Source organism: Klebsiella sp. JN_Kp127, assembly GCF_040062505.1.
Lineage (GTDB): Bacteria > Pseudomonadota > Gammaproteobacteria > Enterobacterales > Enterobacteriaceae > Klebsiella > Klebsiella quasipneumoniae.
In genome coordinates, this window is the sequence record NZ_JBEAHS010000053.1 from 16,096 (window position 1) to 31,526 (window position 15,431).

General features: G+C 61.1%; 14 protein-coding genes. 4 read left to right on the forward strand and 10 right to left on the reverse strand.

Features of this window, described 5'->3' with window-relative positions; all coding sequences use genetic code 11:
• The first annotated feature begins 5 nt into the window (after positions 1-5).
• Positions 6-929, forward strand: a complete 924-nt coding sequence (locus ABLV04_RS22175; RefSeq protein ID WP_257394947.1) for a LysR family transcriptional regulator — start codon at positions 6-8, stop codon at positions 927-929.
• A 21-nt stretch (positions 930-950) separates the two neighbouring features.
• On the opposite strand, the gene ABLV04_RS22180 is transcribed toward ABLV04_RS22175, so the two are convergent.
• Positions 951-1,856, reverse strand: coding sequence for a LysR family transcriptional regulator (locus ABLV04_RS22180; protein WP_023289409.1), 906 nt, complete (start codon positions 1,854-1,856; stop codon positions 951-953).
• Positions 1,857-1,994: 138 nt separating this feature from the next.
• On the opposite strand from ABLV04_RS22180, the gene ABLV04_RS22185 reads away from it, so the two are divergent.
• Positions 1,995-2,924: an aromatic alcohol reductase gene (locus tag ABLV04_RS22185; protein ID WP_180265671.1), complete on the forward strand. Its 930-nt coding sequence runs from the start codon at positions 1,995-1,997 to the stop codon at positions 2,922-2,924.
• 25 nt (positions 2,925-2,949) lie between these two features.
• Positions 2,950-3,156 carry a DUF1471 domain-containing protein gene (locus ABLV04_RS22190; protein ID WP_032452602.1) on the forward strand — a complete coding sequence of 69 codons (207 nt, stop codon included), beginning with the start codon at positions 2,950-2,952 and terminating at the stop codon, positions 3,154-3,156.
• Positions 3,157-3,206: 50 nt separating this feature from the next.
• On the opposite strand, the gene ABLV04_RS22195 is transcribed toward ABLV04_RS22190, so the two are convergent.
• Positions 3,207-4,085, reverse strand: coding sequence for an AraC family transcriptional regulator (locus ABLV04_RS22195; RefSeq protein ID WP_180265672.1), 879 nt, complete (start codon positions 4,083-4,085; stop codon positions 3,207-3,209).
• A gap of 158 nt (positions 4,086-4,243) precedes the next feature.
• Between ABLV04_RS22195 and ABLV04_RS22200 the strand changes: the two genes are divergently transcribed.
• Positions 4,244-4,999: an SDR family oxidoreductase gene (locus tag ABLV04_RS22200; RefSeq protein ID WP_032452600.1), complete on the forward strand. Its 756-nt coding sequence runs from the start codon at positions 4,244-4,246 to the stop codon at positions 4,997-4,999.
• Between the two features lie 4 nt (positions 5,000-5,003).
• Here the strand turns inward: ABLV04_RS22200 and ABLV04_RS22205 are convergent, their stop codons facing one another.
• From ABLV04_RS22205 to ABLV04_RS22240, 8 genes are all read right to left on the reverse strand, one after another.
• On the reverse strand, positions 5,004-5,498 hold the full coding sequence (locus ABLV04_RS22205) for a hypothetical protein (RefSeq protein ID WP_064154721.1): 495 nt from the start codon (positions 5,496-5,498) through the stop codon (positions 5,004-5,006).
• A gap of 126 nt (positions 5,499-5,624) precedes the next feature.
• Positions 5,625-6,167 carry a type VI secretion system lipoprotein TssJ gene (gene tssJ, locus ABLV04_RS22210; protein ID WP_023289403.1) on the reverse strand — a complete coding sequence of 181 codons (543 nt, stop codon included), beginning with the start codon at positions 6,165-6,167 and terminating at the stop codon, positions 5,625-5,627.
• Positions 6,145-7,230 (reverse strand): type VI secretion system baseplate subunit TssG, encoded by a 1,086-nt coding sequence (gene tssG / locus ABLV04_RS22215; RefSeq protein ID WP_348816202.1) that lies wholly within the window; start codon positions 7,228-7,230, stop codon positions 6,145-6,147. Before tssG ends, tssJ begins: the two co-directional genes overlap by 23 nt.
• Entirely contained in the window at positions 7,194-8,948 is a 1,755-nt protein-coding gene (tssF, locus tag ABLV04_RS22220) for a type VI secretion system baseplate subunit TssF (protein WP_348816204.1), read from the reverse strand. Before tssF ends, tssG begins: the two co-directional genes overlap by 37 nt.
• Positions 8,949-9,027: 79 nt before the next feature.
• Positions 9,028-10,620 carry a type VI secretion system protein TssA gene (gene tssA, locus ABLV04_RS22225; RefSeq protein ID WP_048334955.1) on the reverse strand — a complete coding sequence of 531 codons (1,593 nt, stop codon included), beginning with the start codon at positions 10,618-10,620 and terminating at the stop codon, positions 9,028-9,030.
• A complete protein-coding gene (locus tag ABLV04_RS22230) occupies positions 10,617-14,045 on the reverse strand; it encodes an ImcF-related family protein (RefSeq protein ID WP_180265675.1) in 3,429 nt (1,142 codons plus the stop codon). The genes tssA and ABLV04_RS22230 overlap by 4 nt, the downstream gene beginning before the upstream one ends.
• Positions 14,029-15,168, reverse strand: a complete 1,140-nt coding sequence (locus ABLV04_RS22235) for a hypothetical protein (RefSeq protein ID WP_147733799.1) — start codon at positions 15,166-15,168, stop codon at positions 14,029-14,031. Before ABLV04_RS22235 ends, ABLV04_RS22230 begins: the two co-directional genes overlap by 17 nt.
• Positions 15,165-15,422, reverse strand: coding sequence for a PAAR domain-containing protein (locus tag ABLV04_RS22240; protein WP_002902252.1), 258 nt, complete (start codon positions 15,420-15,422; stop codon positions 15,165-15,167). Before ABLV04_RS22240 ends, ABLV04_RS22235 begins: the two co-directional genes overlap by 4 nt.
• Positions 15,423-15,431 lie beyond the last annotated feature (9 nt).

Genomic DNA, 15,431 nt, shown 5'->3' on the forward strand with positions numbered 1-15,431 from the left:
ACATAATGAAGAAAATCATTGAAAATGATTTTAGTCGTATCGATCTGAATTTATTGACGGTCTTGATGGTGCTGTACCGCGAAGCCAGCGTTACCCGCACCGCAGAGGCGCTGCATCTTGGCCAACCGGCCATCAGCGGGGCGCTGAAACGGCTGCGCGAGATGTTTGACGATCCGCTGTTCGTGCGCAGCGCCAGAGGCATGCTGCCGACCCCGCGGGCGCAAGCGCTGGTGACCGAGCTGCAGCCGCTGATGGAACACCTGCATTCGGCAATGTTTGGCGCCGGGGAGTTTTCCCCCGCCAGCGCGCAGCAGCTTTTCCGCGTCGGCCTCAGCGACTGGAGCGAACACTGGCTGATGCCCCAGCTGTTACCCGGACTGATGCAGGAGGCGCCCGGGGTGTCGCTTCAGACACTCGCCGCCGACCCCTTCCAGGTACGCCAGCTGCTGGAGGCGGATCGCATTGATGTCGCGGTGTCCCTCAACAAGCAGAGCCGCGGGGAGATCGTCAGCGAACCGGTGATGAGCATGGGGGTGACCACCCTCTGGTCGCCGCAGCAGATCCCCTGCCGCGGGCCGTTGTCGGTGGGCGATTTCGTCGCCTGGGAACATGTGATGGTGGCCTATCGCGAAACCGGCCACGGGGAAATAGATCGCCAGCTCGCCAGTCAGGGACTCGCGCGGCGCGTGCGCTTCGCCACGCAGAATTTCTCCACCTTTCCCCTCCTGCTGACCACCCTGCCGCTCTTCGCCACCGTCCCCCAGGGGCTGGCGCAACGCTGGCAGGCGCAGTATGCGCTGCGCGCGGACGCCCCGCCGGTGGCCTACCCGGAATTTACCCTGTGTATACTGCGCCACAAACGCCGGGCGCAGGATCCGGCGCTGAACTGGCTGATAGCGAGGATAAAACAGGCCATGCGCGGACCATAGCGGTAGCGAATACCACCGTCATCAGGCCTCGCTGAGCGGGGGTTGCAGAACGCGCCTGCTCCAGTCGTAAAACGCGCGCACCGCCGGCGGCAGATAGCGGTTTTGCGGATAGACCAGCGACAGGGGAAGATCAGACGCGGCCTGCTCCAGACAGGCGACCAGCGCGCCGCTCTGCAGCCAGGGTTGCGCCAGATAGCTGGCGACGCGGATCAGGCCCAGCCCCTGAACGCCGGCCTGGATATAGGCATCGGTATCGTCGACCACCAGCGTCTCCTGCATGCGGATCGCGCAGTCGCCGTCATCGAGGGAGAAAAGCCAGTCGATGGTCCGCCCGGTACGGTGGTTCAGGTATCCCACCGCCCGGTGCTGGTGCAGATCGTCGATGCTCTGCGGCCGGCCGTGGGCCGCTATCCAGGCCGGCGAGGCGAGGACCATCCAGCGGTAGCGGGCCAGAGGGCGCGCCACCAGGGTGGTGGAATCTTCGATTTGCCCGGTACGGATCACGCAGTCGAATCCCTCCTGGATGATATCTTCCACGTTGTCGCTTGAGCAGAGGATCAGCTCCAGGTCGGGATACTGCTGCAGAAACTCGCCGATCCTCGGCAAAACGCAGTGCCGGGCGAGAGATTGCGGCATCCCCACCTTGAACCGCCCGGCGGGCTGCGCCGAGCGGCCGGGAAAGGAGGCTTCCATCGCCGTCATTTCGGCCAGCAGCCGTTTACACTCTTCGTAATACCGACGCCCCTCCGCCGTCACGCTGAGCTTGCGGGTGGTGCGCTGAAGAAGCTGCGCCCCAAGCCAGGCTTCCAGCTCCTTCACTACCCGAGACACTGTTGAGCGCGGCTGCCCCAGCGCCTCCGCCGCCCGGGCGAAGCTGTGGGCATCCACAACCGCAACATACAACTGCATGGCATCCAGTCTGTCCATTTGGTGCTCCCCCGACGGTTATTATCCCATTATGACGAACAGTCTAACCCGAAATCCTGTTCTTATCGAATGATGCCCTCCCCCCTACACTGAGCCTGTAGCCAGTGAATACAAGGCTTAACTGAGCAAGGAGTTAAAATGAAAACTGATGATATTAATCTTGAGGAAAAAGTATTAGTTCTGGGAGCGGGACAACTGGGGGCCGCCGTACTGGATGCGCTGGTGCCAGCGGTGATCCAGCGCCAGGGCGCGGTCTCGGTGATCGTCTCGCCGGCGGCCTGGGATGAAACCGGCCAGCTGCGTTCGGCAAGCCACCGGGCGCTGGCCGACGCCGGGGCCGCCTTTCTCGCCGTCGACATCGCCGGTAGTTCACTGGAGACCCTGACCGGGGCGTTTCGCGGGTACAGCGCCGTGATTAACTGCATGGGCTTTGTCGCCGGTCCGGGGACGCAGCTGAAAATTACCCGCGCGGTGCTGGCCGCCGGAGTGCCTCGCTATTTTCCCTGGCAGTTTGGCGTCAATTACGATGTGGTCGGCAAAGGCAGCGGCCAGCCGGTCTGGGACGAGCAGTATGATGTCCGGACCCTGCTGCGCGCGCAGCAGGCCACGGAGTGGGTCATTATCTCCACCGGCATGTTTACCAGCTTTCTCTTCGAGCCAGACTTCGATGTGGTGAATTTATCCACCCGAACCCTTCACGCCCTTGGCAGCTGGGACACCCAGGTGACCGTCACCTCGCCGGCGGATATTGGCCGCCTGACCACCGCGATTTATCTGCATCAGCCGCGGATCGTCAACGAGGTGACGTTTGTTGCCGGCGAAACGACCTCTTACCGGCAGCTGGCGGACACCGTGGAGCGCGTGACGCAGCAGACGTTCAGCAAAGCCGTTCACACCCTGCCCGCCCTGCTGGACCAGCTGCGGACAGACCCGGATAACGCCATGCTGCGCTATCGCGCCGCCTTCGCCCGGGGGGATGGCGTGTGGTGGCCGATGGGCGACACCTGGAATACCCGCCACCATCTGCCGACCCAGGACATTGCCGGCTGGCTGCAGGCCGCGCGCTGATTTTCTCTCACAGGACAGAATGACGATGAACAAGCTGATTCCACTGATCGTATTGAGTTGCCTGCTGCCGCTGGCAGTCAACGCCAGGACCCTCACCGCCACCGGCGATACCCTGGACCACGCGGAAAGCAAAATTCGCCAGCAGGCCGCCCGCGAGGGCGCAACCGCCTATCGGATCATTGAGGCGCGAATGGGTAATAAAGTGCACATCACGGCGACACTCGATAACTGAACCACCGCTATCCGGCTCAGGGAGGAGCCGCCGTCAGCCCGCGCGCCAGATCAGGCGCTCATTCTTTCCCGTCGACGGTCGCTGCCCGGCGGCGCGCCGTACAGGCGAGCGTATTCCCGGGTGAACTGCGACACGCTGATATAGCCCACTTCGCCGGCCGCCTGCGCAATGCTCATCCCTTCCGCCAGCATCAGGCGGCGGGCGTGGATCAGGCGCAACTGCTTCTGAAACTGCAGCGGCGACAAGGTGGTCATGGCGCGGAAATGACGGTGAAAGACCGAAACGCTCATCCCGGCGGCGTCGGCCAGCGCGTCGACGCTGACTGGCTGCATAAAATCCCGGCGCAGCACCGCCACCGCCCGGCGGATCCGCGCCGAATGGCCGTCTGCGACGCCCAGCGCCCGGATGGCCGCCCCGTGAACACTCTGCAACAGCCAGTAATGCAGCTCCCGCCGCAGCCCTTCGCCTAACACCGCCAGCGCCCCCGGTTGATCAAACAGTCTTGCCAGCCGGTAAGCGGCGTCCGTCACGTCGGCATTCATCGGTTCGATACCGACGCGGGGCGCCTCATCCGCCCCTGACGGTCCCACCTCCTGCAGCTCGCGCAGGATAGCCAGATCCAGCTCCAGCACCAGCGCGTAATAGGGAAAACGCTGACTGGCCTCGGTGATCTGGCTGGTGGTGGGGACATCCGCGGCGATCACCATCGCCTCCCCCGGACCATAGTCGAAACTTGCCAGGCCGGTGGTCACGCTTTTGCGCCCCTGCAGCAGCATGGCCACCAGCGGCCTGGCGATAGCCGCCTGCAGATCGCCGGGGTGCAGGGCCCGCACCAGAGTGATGCCGGGAACCGGGGTAACCGCCACCCCGCTGCTATCGACATGAGCATCGGCATACCGGCGGCAGAGAGCGAAGAGTTCGTCGCGCATAAGATCCTTTCAGGCAAGTTTTAAAGCCTCAGTATGCGCTATTTCCCACCAGAAGAGAGTGTATGGAGAGGAATGGGCAAAAAATAACAAGGATTGGGCAACCCGGTCTGGTAGGCACCCCCTATTGTAAGGACTCCACACACCAGAGAGGATCGAACATGACTAAGATTGCACTTATCACCGGCGCTAACCGCGGCCTTGGCCGTCAGACCGCACTGGATATCGCCCGCCAGGGTGGGGACGTCATCGTCACCTGCCGCGGCAATATTGAACAGGCGGAAGCGGTGGTGGCCGACATTCACGCCCTCGGCCGCAAGGCCATCGCCCTGCCGCTGGATATGGCGCAGACCGCCAGCTTTCCGGCCTTCGCCGATAGCCTGCGCGCTGCGCTGGGCAGCGTCTGGGGACGGGACACCTTCGACCATCTGATCAATAACGCGGGACACGGCGAATTTGCCCCGCTGGCCGAAACGCGCGAGGCGCAGTTCGACGGGCTGTTTAACGTCCACGTTAAGGGGGTGTTTTTCCTCGTTCAAACCCTGCTGCCGCTGCTGGCTGACGGCGGACGGATCGTTAACTTCTCCTCCGGACTGACCCGCGTCTCTTATCCTGGCTTCTCCGCCTACGCCGCGGCCAAAGCGGCTGTGGAGATGCTGAGCGTATACATGGCCCGCGAGCTGGGCGGGCGCGGCATCACCGTCAATACCGTCGCCCCCGGCGCTATCGCCACCGACTTTGGCGGCGGACTGGTGCGGGACGACGCGGGGGTTAACGCGCAGTTTGCCGCGATGACGGCGCTGGGACGGGTGGGCGTTCCCGAGGATATTGGGCCGATGATCGCCAGCCTGCTGCGCGACGATAACCGCTGGGTGACCGCCCAGCGGATCGAGGTATCGGGCGGACAGACCATCTGACCAGTCATGCCAGGCTGTCGATCGCCATAAAAAAGCGGTCTTCGGTGAGAATCTGTCGCGCCTCCGGGGGCTGGCGCGACTGACGGATCAACCAGCCGCCGTCCGGGGCCAGGCTCAGATAAAACACCTCCCGGGAGCCCGCCCCGCCAGGTGTCTCAAGGCTCAGGGTCACGACCCCCTTTTCCACGCCATCCCACAGCTGCTGCGGCACGATATTGACGCTGCGCTCGCCGTTTTGCAGGCGGAGAGTGGGGATATCGTAGCGGCAGATGCCGCTATTGAGGCTGTAGCCGAGGGTGCTCAGATCGTGGAGGTGGCGGGTCGAAACCACCACCTCGATGCCCGTTCCGTCAAACCACTGATTCACCTGCCGGGCGAGCGCCGCCATCTGCTGGCGAAACATGGCAATATCCGCGGCCGCCGCCCCATCGAAGGTGGTTGTCCGCGGCGGATTTTGCTGGTGCTGCAGTTTCTTAAAAAAACGCTCCCTCGCTGTCACGTTATCTCCCTGTGCTGTGATGAAACCGGTGAGGCTGGATGAGGATGGTTACCGCCAGTTCGCTGGTTAACGAAGATTACGGGCCAATCGCCACGATGGACCCGCCGCAGAAATTTGTTTTCGACGTTACTTCGCCGCTTCAGGCCTGAGCCTTAGCTGGTTAGTTTCGGCGGTAAAAATACGTGGCTTGTCAGGATCCAATTCCTCACGCGCCAGCACCTGCTTCCAGGTATTTCTTTCTGTATCCGGATGGCGGAACAGGCCGACAACCGCCACGAACTTCGCCTGCGTTTCCAGCGGCATATTGAGACTGGCGTCCCCTCCGGGGTTGATCACTACGTCGCGACTGGCGAGGAGATCGGCGGCGAGCAGAATATCCCCCTCCTCCAGCAGCTGCTGGTAAACCAGCCGGTCAAAGGTCCGGCGATCTTTAAGCTGATAGATGCGCACCACCACCGGTTCGGAGAGCGAGTGATTCTCTCTGGCATCGGTGTTGAGCGCTTCGCGCGCCGTAAAATCCAGATGCAGCGTATTAATTTGCTTATAAAAAACGGCGTTGAAGGCGGATTTTGTTCCCTCCGAGACGCGCTGGGTGAGCCCGCATCCGCTCAGGCAAAGCGCTAGCAGGGACAGCAGGCAGGCGGTTTTAATCAAACTTATACGTAACACGTCGGTTTCCTTGCGATGAGGTGGCAGGCTGCAGGCCGGTATAGGTGCCCAGTTCGGTGGTAAATGTCTGTGGGATATCATCCTGACTCTCACCCTCTCCAGCGCCCAGCACGCCGTTCATACCGAGCCAGAACGGTCCGTCCCCCAGCGGCGGGACAGCCAGCAGTCGGGTCGGCGCGGTCAGGGTGATTCTGGCCCGGAATCGCCAGCCCAGATACACCCGCAGCAGGATGAGAAAGTCCCGAAACAGCGGGCCATCAGGCTTCCAGCCCTGCGACTCCTCGGGATTATCGGTGATAAGGGCGACGAGGAGCTGGCTACTGCTGTCCATCGCTTCGTCACCCAGCGGGGTATTTCCGTCCAGTAAGAAGTCGTCATCGCCGTAAAAGCCCAGCGGCTGGCTGACCGCCACCGGACGCAGGCAGTAAGGGCTCACCCTGACGGTGGTCTTCGGGGCCAGCAGCGTGATCAGCGCCTGGATCCCCTGCTGAGTTTTGCCCGGCTGACGCAGCACGCCAGTCAGCGCCAGAAAGCGCGACGCTGGCGAGGCGATATGCCGCGTCGTGCCGGGGATGCCCAGCCCCGCCAGACCCAGCAGCGACTGTGACAGGCGGTCGGTACCGCCGGGCTCAAAGGTGGCGGGCCAGCAGTATTTCCGCCAGATGCGGTAATACTGCGTGATAATCCGGTGACTGAAGATATCCAGCCCCCCCTGCAGCGCTTCATGCCCTTCCCTGCGCTGGGCGATATCATCGAGCCAGGCCGTCGGGAGCGGCGAATCGACACCGTACAAGCCCATAAAGGTGGTGCGAATGACCGGCGGCCCGCTGTCATTGGCCTCATCGTATTCCACGGCTCTGAGTTCGCTGGCGGGGAACCCCATCCCCGGATGCGGATAAAAACGTACCGGATCGTCAGCCGGATGGCTAGTCGCCCCCATCAGCGGCTTATCGGGGTGCTGTCGTTCCAGAAGCTGACAAAAGCGGTAAAAATTGATCCGCGGCAGGTCGGCCTCCAGACGCGGCATCAGCCGGGAATGCGTCGGCTGTGCTTCTCTTCCCATTCCAGTCGTTCTCCGGTTGGTTGCAGAATGATAATCAGGCGGTTGAACAAGTAGATATCGGTGTAGAGCGCAAAGAAGCGGCTGAGCATCTCGCCAAACAGGCATATATCGCCTCGTCCGGCAAAGCCGTGGCTGTCGAGGGTGACTTCAATCTGCACGCCGCGCACCAGATGGCCCTGTGCAAAGCGCTCTGTTGCGCGGTGCTTCACCTCGAGGATGGCTTCCAGACGCCGACGATTCATCTCGCTGTCGGTCCATTCATACAGCGCCAGGGTGCCGCGCAGGACTTCAGCGTTGTCCATCAGGGAAAGAAAACTGCTGCCCAGATGGCTCAGCACCCGCCAGTGAAAACGATCCTGGGCAGAGGGATAGCACGGGAGCGTCGGCGCGCAGAGGTTACGAACCGCGACGCTGGCCGAGGTGGTTTTCATCACCGTATCGAGCACGGTGCTCTGCAGCGCACGACGCGGAAGCTGGCCGTTGGTTCCGGTAAGGGTGAGCGACAGGCTTTCATCTTCCGGTACGGTATGATTGTCAAAGGCTTCCCCGCCGACGATAAGCCAGGTGTTATGCAACCCGGAGGGGCCACGGCGCACCCGGGTATGATAGTAATAATCAGGCGCGTCATGACGCATCATGCCGCCTTTGTGACGAAAGCTTGAGAACGGCGCGTAAGCCTGTTGGCTCGAGGAGCTCACGGAATCGACGGTGTAAATTTCGGTGTGGCCGTCCTGCACGCGCAGTGGGCGCAGCAGGTATTCTGTCTGCAGGGAATTGATGGTCAGCGGATCGGACTCCAGCGGGAACAGGTTGATCGCCGGCACGCAGTGCAGGCGCAGCTGCTTTTCGCTGAAGCGGAAGTCATGTTCCCAGCGTTCCGCCAGCACGACGTCGATCTCAAACCACGCCATCCCGGCCGGGAAAGCCACCGTCTCCAGCCCGCGCAGGTCGATGAACATGAACTTTTCACGGAAGGTAAAATACTCCAGCAGCAGCTGGTAGCCGCGAAAACTGCGGCTATCTTCGGGCCAGAGGCCGTCATCCTCGCCAAATCCCAGCGCGCTGAAATACCCGTCCAGCGGCTTTCTGTCCTCCTTACCGGGTACGCGCAGCCACATCCTGGCCACATTGAGGGTAAAAGCCTCGTGCATGGCGCAGGCCAGCGGCACATCAGCGTTGCAGTAGAGCGGGATATGGCTGAGATCGATCCGGCGCCAGTCCGTCAGGCTGCTGCAGTTAAAGCGCAGCGTGATCACCGACCGGCCATCCGTATCGGTGGTCAGCTGAGCGCGCTCCAGGGACAACGGCTGCAGAGCGATCGCTTTGGTGGTGGTGTACCGACAGCGCGTGCCCTTTTCACCGATCGGCCGGGAAAGCACTTCAAAGCCTTTGGCCATCGTCATCGGCTCTTTCATTTCCTGCCAGTCGGGAGTGAATTCCACGACCGACAGGGAAGGAATGGTACGTAAATAATGTGGCCACAGCAGACTGACCACGCCTTCGGTCAGCTCAGGCAGATCGTCATCGAGCTTCTGGCGCATGCGGCCCATCAGGAAGGCAAAACCTTCAAACAGACGCTCGACAAAGGGGTCGCGGGCGCCCGCTTTGTCAAGATTGAGCATTGCCGCCTGCTCAGGATGAGCGCGGGCAAACTCTTCACCCGCTTCCAGCAGGTAGCGCATTTCAGCGTCGTAATAACGCAGGGTTAAATCGTCCATAAGTCACCAGAAGAAGTAATAGCTTTCAGATATGCAGAAGACAGCAGATGCAAGTAATGAGGTGCGGTTGACGCGTAAATTATGCGCACAGCACCGCAGCGCGAGCGGGATCCAGAGCGATAAGCCCGGCAAGCAAAGACTCCATCTCTGGCTGCAAGCGATTTTTTTCTGCCTCACTGCGCCCGGCCTTGCCTCTTAGCAGCCGGAGTCGGCGGGCTTTGATCTCAAAGATAAGCTCCGGCGTCCATTGTTCGAGCGTCATCTCCCGGGCACGGCTGTCGAGTTCCGCCAGCAGATGCAGCGCTATTTCATTTTTTCCGTACTGCTCGCTGACCCGCGCCATCAATAAGCGCATCATCCACCGATTGCGGCTGGTGGTATAGCCCGGTTGCGCCTGTAACCAGTTCAGCGCCGACTCAATACCTTCATCGTCCGCGCGGGCGAGCACTTCTGACTCCAGCGACAGCACCTCATCAGTGCTGGTCGCCGCCATCACCGGCTCACCTTGCCATCCGGCCATCTCATCCAGAACATGTTCGTTAAGCCAGTTGAGCGTCACTTCATCGGCGAATGGCGTACCATCGTTAAACGCCAGGGTTTCCAGCCCCGGTAGACGAGCCAGTAGCCCTTTCATATCCCGGCACAGGATATCGGCCCGTACAGTGTCAGCATCCAGTTTCAGCAGCGCCTGCCAGGCGTACCACTGCACGTCCAGCCACAGATGATTGACGCCTTGCGCCAACAGCGTGTCCGTATGCTCTAGCAGTTCTGACCAGCTTTTCTGTAAATACAACCGCTTAAGATGGGCTTTACTCTCCGGCTTTGGAGGCAATAGCCGGGTCCGGCCGGAGGCATCCAGCGGCGGTAATTCCGTTAAAGTATCCCAACGCACACTCTTCATCAGATGATGACCTGCCAGCCATCCGCCGGGACACTCACGCAGATATTTCGCCAGCACTTTAACCTGGTCGAGCAAATCACGTCCTGACGTGACGGTATGCATTACCGGTGCGGTGTCTGCATGTTGGGGCAGCAGATCGTGTTCTTCGCGGCTGGTCTGCGGCACCAGGCTGCGGGCGCCGCCGCTTTGTACCAGTCGGTTCTCCAGGAGCTGATATAGCCCGGAAAGATCGGGGCGAGAGGCCTCAGCCAATACGGCAAAAGAGGCTTCCGTCAGCAATAACGCCCCGATAATGACCTGCATAGTGGTCATGTCGACTTCCGGATAAAGAGACAGACTGTCCGACATCCGGCGACTGCCAAGCCATTCCAGCGCCGATTTGCAGCTACGTTCACGTTGGGGATGGAGCATATCCCCAAACCGCTCAAGCATTGCCGCAAGCAGCGTAACGCCCTCGGCCAGACCGGTTTCGCCATCCTGCTGCAGACGCGCCCACACGTAAAAGGTGATCACGCGCAGATCCTTGCAGGTATGAGTCAGCAGTTTTTCTGCCAGCTGGCAAATCAGTTCGGTATCGACGCCGGAGATCTTATTGACCTCCTCGCGGATACGCTGAAAATCATCGTCATAGCCCGGATCGCTGCCGGTGGGCTGGCTATCACTGATTGGCGCAAGCCATGACTGCCAGTTTTCCTGGCGTGACCGGGCCTGCTGGCGCAGTACGCTTTCATCCAACTGACTGGCGGCAACCAGATTTTGTAAAATACTCATTTTTCCATCTCATCCATGTCACTATTCCCTACCCCCGCCGTCAGGGCCTGTGCGCTCTGAGCCGCATCGACAGTGAAAATCTGATCCGGCAGGGTCAATCCGCGCAGCGCCAGAAGCACCAGCGGGCCGCTCCCAAGCTGGGAGCGCAGTACCCACTGCAGGGTGCGGCCATCCGGAGCGGTGAAGCTCATCATCCACTGGCTGCGTTCGAGCTGCTGGCGTTTACCCTGCTCCAGCCAGCGAATAAAACCCCAGGTTCCGCTGTAGTCACCAAACAGACGCGTGCCCGCATTGACGGTGGTCCAGGTCAGCAGAGCGCCGGGTTTATACGTTTCCCCCGGCCAGCGGAAAGTCTGCCAGTCGGCCATCTGATTGAAATAGCGCAGCTTTTGGCCGTCTATCGTCAGCTGTGTCTCCACGACCTGTGCAACAGGCCTGGCCTGCAATTCGAAGCTGATGCCCTGGCTGCCATCGGTGAAAAGAATGTCGGACAGCTGGCTTAGCTGGTTGATGGCGCGCAGGAAGGCCGGATTAAAGACCAGGCCGTGGCTGTTGACCTTATCCGGCACCCACTGACTGCCTTCTTTATGCAGGACACCGTTCAGCTCCGTCGTAAGAAAACGTTCGATTCGCCCGCTGTCTTTGCGCACAAACTCAGCCAGCATCGGCAGAGAGGCGTCGCTTTTGCTGGCGGTAAACGGAAAGCGGCCGTCAAAGGCAGTGTGCCAGCTGGCGACTACCGATCGGCGCCATTTATCATTCAGACTGGCCGCCGACGGCAGAAGTACGGTTTCCCAGGCCTGAGTCAGCGGCTGCACAAACAGAGTGTTACCGAAGCCACTCCACTCTTCGCCAAGGCTTGCCGAAATCAGACTGCCATATTGTTGCGTGTCGGTCAGGTCGACGCTTTTCCCCTGGAAGACGGTCTGCGCCAGGGTCTGCATCATCTCCTGCGGATCGGAGGCATTCGCAACCTGCTGCAGACGCAGGCGCACGCGGGTGATGCGGGTCAGATAGGTTTGCAGGCTCAGGGTGCTGTCGGCCGACATGACGTTGCTGCCCGTGTTTTTCCCCATTAACTGGAGCAGTGGGCCGAACGTGTCATCCAGAGGCCCCTGCGGCCCGGCTGCCGACTGGTCGATGACCGGCTTGTCTTTTCCGCCCACCAGATCTTTGGCCGATTTAATAAGGCTGTCCGACAGCCCCTCCCTTTGTTGCCCCGCCTGCCCCTGCCAGGCAAGGGTATTCATCAGGGCAATCAGCGGCGACTGGCGGACATCGCTTATCAGCGTGAGCTGGTCGGTAACATCAGCAATGGTGGTCGCCGGATTAAGTCGCAGACTGTTGAGAAAATTCAGCCAGCTGCCGGCGAAATCGGTGAAGTAGCGTCGGGTCAGACGCGCTTTCAGCGCCTCCGGCGACAGGTCTGTCGACACCGTTTTGCGCGAATCGCTCAGCACCCAGTCGATTTCCTCCCGGCGCGAGCTGGCTGCCTTATCAATGGCCTGCTGAATGCCGCCTTCCCATGCCTGGCGAGTAAACATCCCCGGGACCACTTCATCGGTGGTAAACAGGCGGCGCGCATCGGTGCCACTGGTCATGTCTTCCAGCGATACATCGGCAAAATTACGACGCACGGATTTGAGCATGTTCTCATACAAGGTGCTTTCGGCATTGCGGCGACCTATCTGCTGCAACAGAACCTGACGGCTCTGACTGACACGTTGTGCATCCGGGATGATCTTCCACTCTGGCCGCTCGGGCAGCAGGGAGAGATAAAAGGCCCACAGATCCGGCGCCAGACTTTGCCACAGTCCGGTCGAGATCCCCTTTCGCGTTGGCTGGACCGTTTTCATGGTCTGCGCGAAAAAGGCGCCATCGGCTTTATCCGGACGAGCCATCATCAGCCAGGCTTTCAGCTGGTCATAGCCCGGTTTCGCCAGCTGGGCTCGCTGGTCGCTATTGGGTGCGGAGTTGACCAGCGCGCTGAGCGCCTGCTGCAGCGCGACATTGGCCGGGTCACGTATCAGGCGGTTGTTTGCCACGCCGTACCAGGGCAGGACGGCGTCTAATAGTTGCTGATGATGGTCCAGACCAAAGCGCCGATACCAGGGAGCGCCCTTCTGCCCATCGAGCACGAGACTGCCGGCCTCATTGCGCAGGGCATGGAGGGCCGTCAGTTGATAGTCAGAAACGGAGGGGTGGGTCACCAGGTCACGGGCTTTTCCCGCTACCGAAACAATCTGGCTGTAATTAAAGGTAAAGGAGAGCAGCAGTCCCGCCGCCCACAGGCCGAGGATGGCCATCAGACCGCACGCCAGGCACCGCTCCCACGCCATTCCCACGTGATGCCCGCGTAAACGGCGGCAGTCATCGACGATTCCCTGCCAGGTGGCGGGCAGCGTCAGGAGATGAGGCTGGCCCGCAGGCGAGGCATCAGCCTCCTGATAAGGATCTGCGCTACGAGGCGCCGGCAGGCTAAACATCAGGCCTCGCAGCGCAAACCGCTGTCGCGAGGCGGTCAGCCATGGCGCCAGCTGCCAGCGCCATTGCGCGATCCCCCCGTCGAGAAACTGCTGCCCCAGACGCAGCAGGAAGTCGTGGCGGGTCTCCTCCGCGATCTGGTGCATCCCCTGCTCCCGCAGCGTGGGCAGCATCTGCGCAAGCTGACGGGCGACATCGTCCTCGGTAGCGCGTAACGGGAAGCTAACCCCTACCGCCTGCACCGCGCGGTCAGACTGCGACCACTCACTGTCGCACAGTTTCCACAGCCAGACCGGGGCGGCATAGCCCAGCAGTTCGCTAATTTTTTCCAGCCCGCGCAGGTCGTTTTCGCTTATCTGCGGCGTCAGGGTGAGAGACGATGGCATCACCCGCACAATCCCGTCCAGAGGACGGCCGCGGCGCAGCTTGCGCAGCGCGGCGTATTTTTCTCGGTCAGGCTCCGATGCAAGGCTGCCGCCGTAAATCAGTACGGTGCGGTTGCCTTCAAGCCAGTGCTGCCGTTGTAGGCCGGGAACCAGTTGTTCTATTGCCTCATCGTCGCCGGTGACTAAAAGCAGGCGGACTTTGCGGTGCCAGCGCAGGCGGTAACGTGCGTGAAGGTGCTTTTTCAGCGGGGCATAAAGGGCTTCGCGCCCATCGGGCCTGGCGGGTTGCCGCACAGGCGCTGCTGAAGGCTTAACCTTATCTTTTATCAGCAGTCGAAAGGCCATAAACCCCAGTACCAGCAGGCTGAGCGCCATCCCCCAGATAATAAAGCCCATGGCGATAAACGGGCGCAGCGTTTCCCACTGCGTGGCATGATCCATCGCCCACAGCCACCATGCCAGCCCGCCCAGGAGCACCAGAAGCGTGACCGCAGCAATACTGACGATAACCGTAGCCGCCACAGAGATAGCTGCAGGTTTATTGACGTTGTCCATCAGGTTTTACAATTCCAATTGCGAGGGTATTCAAGGGATCGCGGGCTATCCAGCCACACGGTTGTTGGTAGTGCGCGGCGTAGATCGCCGCCAGCGACAGAACGGTCAAGCCTTCCATCTCGCCGATGTCTCCCCAACAGGCATCCTGGCGATACAGGTTGATATCCCAACCGCTGTGCGCCAGCGCTTCCAGTCCCGGCTGAAAAAACAGCGCACAGGCTTCCGGGGGGCCGCTCAGTTCGTTCTGCTCCAGCACACGAGCGGCTACAGCAGTCAGGGCCTCCCCTTTTTCTGCGCAATAGGTTTCCCCCCTGGTCAGGTGCACCGGACCGTCCCGTCCGGCGAGCCACAGTACCGCAGACTCTCCGGCGGGTTGCACTGCCCCCGTCTGGGCGACAACCACCTGACATCCGGCGATAAGCACAGTGTCGTGGGGGTCAGCTTCGGCCAGAGTGTGTGCTATCTCCGCGAGGCTGGCCTCCCCACACCAGGTATGCGGGCGGGATGGTAGTGTCATCTGCTCAACAGTGAGGGTCATCTGTGCACGAAACGCCTGCCAGGCGAGTTCCGTTCCATGCCAGTAGCAACGCAGCGGCGGAGTAAGCGTTCTTTCACTGCGCTGTCGTTGCCATTCCATCACCAGTAGTTCCGCCAGCCGTTTTTCGCGGGCGATAGCCTCAGAAACTGAAAGGTATGGTGCTCGCAGCGCCCTGCCGCCGCCCTCGTTCTCTTCCTCTGGCGGACGCTCGTGACGGCTTAGCACCCGCAGCCAGTCAGTGGTCGTTTTGCCCGCGGGGCCCAGCAGCAGACCGTCCTGTAACCCGATCGGCTGCCGATGCTCCGCCCACCATTGCTGTTGTTCGTATGCCACCAGTTGGTCATAGAACCTGGCGTTATGCACGCTCATGCGGTAGTACAGCAGCCGGATCAACCAGCCGGTACCTGCCAGCGCCAGGGCCAACAGGATCCCGGTGCCGGCCAGGGCGCTTTTTCCTTCTGACGAGGGAAGTAAAGCGCTGATCCCGCCGCTAAGCAGAACCAGCAGGGCCGAAACCGATAGCCACCTGGCCGTACCAGGCGGTCGCGCGTATTTGTACGGGGGATACTCCGGTACCGGCCTCACTGATCAACCCCGCAGTCTGGGTTAGAGCTGACCAGCGTGCAGCCGCAGGCGCAGCGATGACCGTGGAGCGCAACCGGCTGGCCATCAATAGTGGTTCGCGCGCTGCCTTCAGCGATGGTCGTCATACCGTGTTTGTTACACTTGACCGGGTCGCCCTTGCAGGCGAATCCCAGACCAAAACACTGATAATGCCCCATCAGCACCCTGCCACCATACTCCCGCAGGGTATCTCCTTTGCGGATGACTTTATTCATCGGATCCTC

Coding starts and splice junctions, on each gene's coding strand:
- ABLV04_RS22200 (WP_032452600.1), top strand. CDS start 4,244: ATGACTAAGATTGCACTTATCACCGGCGCTAACCGCGGCCTTGGCCGT.
- tssG (WP_348816202.1), bottom strand. CDS start 7,230: ATGGGAAGAGAAGCACAGCCGACGCATTCCCGGCTGATGCCGCGTCTG.
- ABLV04_RS22190 (WP_032452602.1), top strand. CDS start 2,950: ATGAACAAGCTGATTCCACTGATCGTATTGAGTTGCCTGCTGCCGCTG.
- ABLV04_RS22195 (WP_180265672.1), bottom strand. CDS start 4,085: ATGCGCGACGAACTCTTCGCTCTCTGCCGCCGGTATGCCGATGCTCAT.
- tssF (WP_348816204.1), bottom strand. CDS start 8,948: ATGGACGATTTAACCCTGCGTTATTACGACGCTGAAATGCGCTACCTG.
- ABLV04_RS22240 (WP_002902252.1), bottom strand. CDS start 15,422: ATGAATAAAGTCATCCGCAAAGGAGATACCCTGCGGGAGTATGGTGGC.
- ABLV04_RS22175 (WP_257394947.1), top strand. CDS start 6: ATGAAGAAAATCATTGAAAATGATTTTAGTCGTATCGATCTGAATTTA.
- tssA (WP_048334955.1), bottom strand. CDS start 10,620: ATGAGTATTTTACAAAATCTGGTTGCCGCCAGTCAGTTGGATGAAAGC.
- ABLV04_RS22180 (WP_023289409.1), bottom strand. CDS start 1,856: ATGGACAGACTGGATGCCATGCAGTTGTATGTTGCGGTTGTGGATGCC.
- ABLV04_RS22230 (WP_180265675.1), bottom strand. CDS start 14,045: ATGGACAACGTCAATAAACCTGCAGCTATCTCTGTGGCGGCTACGGTT.
- ABLV04_RS22185 (WP_180265671.1), top strand. CDS start 1,995: ATGAAAACTGATGATATTAATCTTGAGGAAAAAGTATTAGTTCTGGGA.